Raw genomic sequence first — 6,920 nt, 5'->3', positions numbered from 1 at the left:
TCGCCGAAGCCGGGTCCGGCCGCCGCGCCGAAGCCGCCCGGCCGGCGGAGACCGTCACCCGCTCCCCGGACGGCGTCCCGCGCCGCGCGCCCGCGAACGGGCCGTCCCGGCCCCAGGAACCCCCGCGTTAAACCCGCATTAGCCGCGCGGCCTCTCAGCAGATCGAACCGAGTCGGGAGACGTCGCCCGAGGAGCCTCTCACCAGCAGAAACGTCCGGAGGAGTCGCGGCGAGTCGAAGTGGATCGAGCCTCGTTGGCTCCCCGCCCTGGCTCCCGTGGCTCCCCGGACGAGAGAGGAGGCCCTCATGTCCCTAGAGATCACCGAAGACAAGATGACGGTCGTCCTGGACGACGAGGTCATAGCGACCGGCACCCGCACAGGGAACGCCTGGCACGTCACCACATGGCCGACACCTTTGGACCGCAACTCCGCGATCACGGCCCTCTCGCTCGCCGAACGCGTCATCACCCACGGCGAGGACGACCCGTGCGTGATGGAGTGGCGGAGGGAGCTGGCCCGTGGCTGACCGCCTCATCCGGATCACAACCGCGCTCGCCGTGGTGGCGGTAGCCGCCGTGGCGGCCGTCATCTCGTACCGCCACGCCTACGAACTCGTCCACGCCCACGGCGAAACCGGACCGACCGCGCGCCTCGTCCCGTTCACGGTAGACGGCCTTATCTGGGCAGCGTCCATGGTGACCCTGGACGCAAGCCGCCGAAAGCAACCCGCACCACCCTTGGCCAAGTGGAGCCTCGCCGTGGGCATCGTGGCGACGGTAGGCGCCAACGTGGCGCACGGCGCCTCCCACGGCCCCATCGGCGCGATAGTCAGCGCATGGCCGGCACTAGCCCTCGTGGGGAGCGAGCTTGCAGGGCCTGGGCCGTCCGGTCTCTCAGCGCTACCTCGCCGAGAAGCACGGCATCGACCGCCGCAAGGTGAAGCAGATCATCACCGCCATGGAGCATCCCGCCCCAGCGTGAACCAGTAGGCCCCAGTCGTGTCCCAACCGGGCTGTGACCGGGGCTTCTACGTTCCACCAGTGGCCACTTAACCCCCGGGATAAGGGGTGGTTCGCAACTCAGAGCATGATCCGAATGTGCCTTCATGGTCCGGGCGCCAGCGACTCGTCTGCTCAGACGCATGGCGTAGAGTCCCCATCCGCCCGGTGATGGCGGGCTACTCAACGCTCAACGACTTGGAACCACTGAGTTACGTGGACCGTCTTACTGCTCAACGATGTACTTGTCGAGTCAGCCACCGAAAGGGGCTTAGTGGACGCGAATACCGTTATTGCCCTATGCGCAACCGTTATTGCCGTCTGCTCCCTCCTGGTCTCATACAAGGAGGCCCATGCGACGCGAGAACATAATCGCAAATCAGTACGCCCTATTTTGGAAATCTGGCAGCTCAAGAATTACTACGGGTCCACAACGGGGGTCAAGCTAATCAACAACGGTCTCGGGCCTGCGGTAATTACAGGGGTTATCGTTAAGCTGGACGGTGAAGTACTTGGCGGTTGGAGTACTGATACATTCGAAGAAATCGCCAAGGGCTTGCCCGATGTGCCAAAAGTGTCGACACTCAGAAACGGGACCGTATACCCACCAGGAGCAGGGGAGTTCCTTCTACATTTTGAAGATTTTGACGAAGCTGCACATTCTTGGTTTTGGTCCCTGATTAGCAAAAGGATTACCTTTGAGATCCACTATGAATCAATTTATGGCGGCGAGGGATACAAGGTAGTCCGGTAGTCGGCATGAATCGGGGCCTCAAAACCGGACCGGCGGGCGGGCTGGCGCTGTCATCTGCCTCCATTAACCGTCGTGAGGCCCTGCGTGGGGTCCCGGGCAGGTGGGAGAACGGCTTGCGGGCCAGGCGGGGTAACTCAACCGCGTGACTCGTCTCCGTCCTCGTGAGCCCTGTGACTTCTTCTAGGTTTCGCGCCTTGCCGACCGACGTCGGCCCTGATCTCGTAATCGGTCCCTTTAGCAGGAGCGGAGTGCTGGGCACCAAGTCGCGGCGTGTGCGGCACCACACTCGGGCGCCATTTTAATGATGCATGACAGTCAGCCCTAGCGGCGTTGCTGCTGACCTGACCGGGTCGACCGGCTTGGGTCTGGTGGGCGCCGGCGGGGCGAGAGAGGTTGGTGGCATGTGGTCTCGACTTCTCCTTGCTGGATTGACGGTCGGTCTCCTGGTGCCGCTCGGAGGCCCTGCGCACGGCGGCACCGTGCACGGCGAACACGGGCGGTCGCCGGATCGGATCGCGCTTCCGGACGGGTTCCAGCCCGAGGGGATCGCGACCGGGCCCGGGGCGGTGGCGTTCTTCGGATCGCGGGCGACCGGCGCCATTTACCGCGCTGACCTGCGCACCGGAGAAGGCCGGGTCATCAGCCCGGGGCCGGGGACGCCCTCGCTCGGCATGAAGACACTGGGCCGCAAGCTGTTCGTCGCCGGTGGGACGGGTGGCGACGCGCGGGTCGTGGATACGCGTACCGGGCGTGTTCTGGAGTCCTACACGCTGACGGAGCGGCCGGCGTTCGTGAACGACGTCGTCATCACCCGAAGCGGGGCGTGGTTCACCGACTCCACCAATCCGGTGCTGTACCGGGTTCCGCTGCACGGGCACGGCCGGGTGAAGACCCTGCCGCTGAGCGGGGACATCGAGTTCGGTGAAGGGATCAACGCGAACGGCATCGTGGCGCTGCGGGGCGGGCGGTCGCTGCTCGTCGTCCAGTCCAACACGGGCAAGCTGTTCAAGGTCGATGCCCGGAGCGGAGCCGCCGAGGAGGTCGACCTGCACGGTGAGTCGCTGGCGAACGGGGACGGGCTGCTGCTGGAGGGGCGGACGCTGTACGCGGTGCAGAACCGGTTCAACACCGTCGCCGTGGTCGAGTTGAACGGGAAGGCGACGGAGGGACGGGTCGTGCGGCGGCTGACCGATCCGCGGTTCGACGTCCCGACGACGGTCGCGCGGTCCGGGCCGAAGCTGTACCTGCCGAACGCCCGCTTCACCACACCTCCCACCCCTGAAACGCCCTACGACGTCATCGCGATCCGGCCGTGACTTCTCGGCCCGCTGATAAATGCGGCGAGGGAACTGTGTGGTTCGGCGGAATCACGCGCGGGGCCCCTTCCGCGATAATCCATGCGTGCCCGCACCTCCGCTGAACGAGGACCTGCAGCTGGCCATGGCGCTCGAAGCGCCGCCGGCGGACGAGGCGAGCCGTGGCACCGGGCCGGCCGGCGACGCCGGGGAACCGCGCGGTGAGCGGCCGGAGGCGCCGGTGCGGCTGCACCGGTGGCTGGTGGCCGCCGGGGTCACCGCCGGGATCGTGCTGACCGCCGGGATGCTCGCCCTCTTCGAGTCGACGGACCGGGACGGGGCGGCGCCGGCCCCGCCGCCCGTGCCGTCGATCGCGCCCGAGGCGCCGAGTCCCCCGCCAGCGCCGTCGCGGGAGAAGACGAAGGCGGCCTCCCCCACCAAGGAGGCCGAGCCCCCGAAGACGCCCAAGGCTCCCGGGCCCGGACGGCTGTCGGTCGACGACTCGGCCTGCCGCGGGGTGCAGCAGGTGCTCGGGCTCCCGACCCGGTGCACCATCCGGCTGAAGGCGACCGGCGGGCCGGTGAAGTGGTCGGTGGCGTCCGTCCGGTCGGAGGACGCGCGGATCAGCGCGGAGGGCGGCGGGAAGCTGGCGAAGGGGCGCGCGACGTCGGTCGAGGTGACGGTGCGGCCGCGGGTGCTGTGCTTCGTCGACGGCAGCGGCACCGGGACGGTGTCGTTCGCGCCGGGCGGTACCGCGACCGTCACCTACACCTGCTGGGAGCGCTGACTTACCGGCGCTTAACCCCCGGCCGGTCATGCTCGGGTCCATGCGCGTATTGATCGTCGAGGACGAGCATGTGCTGGCGGACACGATCGCCGAAGGGCTCCGCGAGGAGGCGATGGCCGTCGACGTCGTGTACGACGGCGACGAGGCGCTGGAGCTGACCTCGTACAACGAGTACGACGTCGTGGTGCTCGACCGGGACCTGCCGGCCGTCCACGGCGACGAGGTGTGCCGGGAGCTGGTGGGACGGCGCAGTCCGGGCCGGATCCTGATGCTGACCGCGTCCGGCGACGTCGAGGACCGGGTGGCCGGGCTGTCGCTGGGCGCCGACGACTACCTGCCGAAGCCGTTCGTGTTCAGCGAGCTGGTGGCGCGGGTGCGGGCGCTGGCGCGCAGGTCCGGGCCGCCGGTGCCGCCCGTGCTGGAGCGGCGCGGCATCCGGCTGGACCCGCACCGGCGCAGGGTCGCGCGGGACGGCCGGGAGCTGCGGCTGACCAACAAGGAGTTCACGGTGCTGGAGGAGCTGCTGCGGGCGGAGGGCGGCGTGGTCAGCGCCGAGCGGCTGCTGGAGCGCGGGTGGGACGAGAACATCGACCCGTTCAGCAACATCGTCCGGGTGACGATGGCGACGCTGCGCCGCAAGCTGGGCGAACCCCCGGTGATCGAGACGGTGACGGGCTCGGGATACCGGCTGGAGGCGTGATGAGGGCACTCGGGAGAGCGCCGGCCCTGAGCCTGCGGACGCGGCTGACGCTGGTGTACGGGTCGCTGTTCCTGATGACGTCGGCGTTGCTGGTCGCGGTGACGTACGTGCTCACCGTCCGGACGATGGACCAGGGCCTCACACGGTCCGGCGACGTGGACCCCGAGGCGTTCTCGCGACTGCAGAAGCTGGCGGCGGAAGGGGGCCTGACGTCGCAGGACGGGATCGCGCAGCTGATGGCGCTCCGGGAGGACGCCGACCGGCGGCTCGCCCAGCAGAAGCGCGACGTGCTGGAGCAGCTGCTGCAGAGCTCCGTGCTGCTGATGCTGGTCGTGGGCGTCCTCGCCGTGGTGATCGGGTACGTGGTCGCGGGGCGGATGCTGCGCCCGCTGCACCGGGTGACCGCGACGGCGCGGCGGCTGTCGGAGAGCACCCTGCACCAGCGGATCGCGCTGGACGGCCCGCAGGACGAGATCAAGGACCTCGCCGACACGTTCGACCGGATGCTGGACCGGCTGGACCGGGCGTTCGACGGCCAGCGCCGCTTCGTCGCCAACGCCTCGCACGAGCTGCGGACCCCGCTGACGATCAACCGGACGGTCCTGGAGGTCGCGCTGGCCAGCCGGAAGAACCCGCCGGAGACCAAGGCCCTCGCGGACGTGCTGCTCGGCAACACCGCGCGGCACGAGCGGCTGATCGACGGGCTGCTGACGCTCGCCCGGTCCGAGCGGGAGCCGGGCACGCGGGTCGCGACTCCCCTGCCGGACGTGGTGCGCAGCGCTCTCGACCAGCTCGACGACCAGGCCGTGGACGCGGAGGTGGACGTCGAGGCCAGGCTCGCGCCGGCCGCCGTGTCGGGCGATCCCGTCCTGCTGGAGCGCTGCGCGGTGAACCTGCTGGAGAACGCGCTGAAGTACAACGTGCGGGACGGGCGGGTGTGGGTCCGTACCGGCGTCCGGGACGGGGAGGCGTTCCTGCAGGTCGTCAACACCGGGCGGCCCGTGCCGTCCTACGAGGTCGGGTCGCTGTTCGAGCCGTTCCGGCGGCTGCGCGCGGACCGGACGGGGTCGCGCGACGGCGCGGGCCTCGGGCTGTCGATCGTCCGGGCGGTGGTGAACGCGCACGGCGGCGCGATCGATGCCGTACCGCGGCCCGATGGCGGGCTGTCCATCACCGTGCGGCTCCCGGTGTCCGTGGAACCGGCCATCGACGCCGCACGGCCCGCCTAACCCGCCTGGCCCGCGCCCAGGGGCGGCCATTCGACGCGCCCCTCCGGGGGGCGGCCGGGGTTCGCGGTGAGCCACCGGTACACGACCTTGCCGGTGGCGTTGCGCGGCAGTTCGGGAAGGAAGCGCACGTCGCGCGGCACCGCGTACCGGGCGACCTGCTCGTGCACGTAGTCGCGGACGGCGTCCGCCTCCAGCCGGGCCCCGGGCCGCAGCACGATGTACGCGGCGAGCCGCTGCCCCCACTCGTCGTCGGGGACGCCGACGACCGCGGCCTCGCCGACCTCCGGGAGCCGCAGCAGGGCGTCCTCCACGTCGCGCGGGACGACGTTCTCCCCGCCGGACACGACGAGGCCGTCGGCGCGGCCGGCCACGAACAGCAGGCCGCGGTGGTCGATGTGGCCGAGGTCGCCGGTGGCGAGCATCCCGTCGCGGACCTCCATCGGCTCGCCGCCGGTGTAGCCCTCGAACGGCAGCTCGTTCGCGGCGAAGATCTGCCCGATCGTGGAGCGGCCGGCCCGGCGCCCCTCGGCGTCGAGGATGGCGAGCGAGGTGTTGCGCGGCGGCCGCCCGGCGGTGCGCGGGTCGATCCGCAGGTCGCGCGGGGTGGCGATGGACACCCAGGACGCCTCCGTGGAGCCGTAGACGTTGTAGAGACGGTCGCCGAACTCGTCCATGAAGCGGGTGGCGAGGTCGCCGGGCAGCGCGGCCCCGCTGATCGCCATGATCCGCAGCGAGGACGCGTCGTGGAGGGCGCGGGTCTCGGGCGGCAGTTCGAGGATCCGCTGGAGCATCACCGGGACGGCGAACACGGTGGTCTCGCGGTGGGAGGTGATGGCCCGGAGCGTCTGCGCGGGGTCGAACCGCCGGTGCAGCACGGCCGGCGCCCGCAGCGCCCACGCCATCTGCAGCGCGGCGTAGCCCCAGGTGTGGAACAGCGGCGCCTCGATGATCATCGTTTGCCGGGCGCGGAGCGGGATCCGGGACGTCATCGAGGCCAGCGGCCACAAGCCGGGGCGGGGCGGGCGGCGGGCGCCCTTCGGGCGTCCGGTGGTGCCGGAGCTGAGCATGATCGTGCGGCTCTGTATCTGCGGCGGCCCGGCGCCCGGACCGGACGCGGCGGCGTCCGCGGGCACCGAGCCGATGACCTCCTCGACGC

Annotated in this window: 7 protein-coding genes and 1 pseudogene; 7 read left to right on the top strand and 1 reads right to left on the bottom strand. The window is 70.3% G+C overall.

Annotation, left to right across the window (positions count from 1 at the left end; genetic code table 11):
* The first annotated feature begins 305 nt into the window (after positions 1-305).
* The 7 genes and pseudogenes from E1266_RS34215 to E1266_RS34185 all read left to right on the top strand — a co-directional run bounded on the left by E1266_RS34215 (position 306) and on the right by E1266_RS34185 (position 5,764).
* Complete coding sequence (locus tag E1266_RS34215) at positions 306-527, top strand: hypothetical protein (protein WP_132054245.1); 222 nt, start codon at positions 306-308, stop codon at positions 525-527.
* Positions 520-798, top strand: a pseudogene (locus E1266_RS39720) (DUF2637 domain-containing protein); the annotation flags it as partial. The gene E1266_RS34215 and the pseudogene E1266_RS39720, both read left to right, overlap by 8 nt.
* Positions 799-1,273: 475 nt before the next feature.
* Entirely contained in the window at positions 1,274-1,753 is a 480-nt protein-coding gene (locus tag E1266_RS34205) for a hypothetical protein (RefSeq protein ID WP_132054243.1), read from the top strand.
* Between the two features lie 428 nt (positions 1,754-2,181).
* Positions 2,182-3,069, top strand: coding sequence for a superoxide dismutase (locus tag E1266_RS34200; RefSeq protein WP_207946088.1), 888 nt, complete (start codon positions 2,182-2,184; stop codon positions 3,067-3,069).
* Between the two features lie 85 nt (positions 3,070-3,154).
* On the top strand, positions 3,155-3,835 hold the full coding sequence (locus tag E1266_RS38500; protein ID WP_165966319.1) for a hypothetical protein: 681 nt from the start codon (positions 3,155-3,157) through the stop codon (positions 3,833-3,835).
* Positions 3,836-3,875: 40 nt separating this feature from the next.
* Positions 3,876-4,535: a response regulator transcription factor gene (locus tag E1266_RS34190; RefSeq protein ID WP_132054239.1), complete on the top strand. Its 660-nt coding sequence runs from the start codon at positions 3,876-3,878 to the stop codon at positions 4,533-4,535.
* A complete protein-coding gene (locus E1266_RS34185) occupies positions 4,535-5,764 on the top strand; it encodes a HAMP domain-containing sensor histidine kinase (RefSeq protein ID WP_243719246.1) in 1,230 nt (409 codons plus the stop codon). Before E1266_RS34190 ends, E1266_RS34185 begins: the two co-directional genes overlap by 1 nt.
* Here the strand turns inward: E1266_RS34185 and E1266_RS34180 are convergent.
* Positions 5,761-6,920 (bottom strand): AMP-binding protein (locus tag E1266_RS34180; protein ID WP_132054237.1); only part of this gene is annotated, 1,160 nt, incomplete at its 5' end. The genes E1266_RS34185 and E1266_RS34180 overlap by 4 nt on opposite strands.

Origin of the sequence: Actinomadura sp. 7K534 (assembly GCF_004348575.1) — a bacterium.
Lineage (GTDB): Bacteria > Actinomycetota > Actinomycetes > Streptosporangiales > Streptosporangiaceae > Spirillospora > Spirillospora livida.
This window is presented reverse-complemented; position numbering and strand designations above follow the sequence as displayed.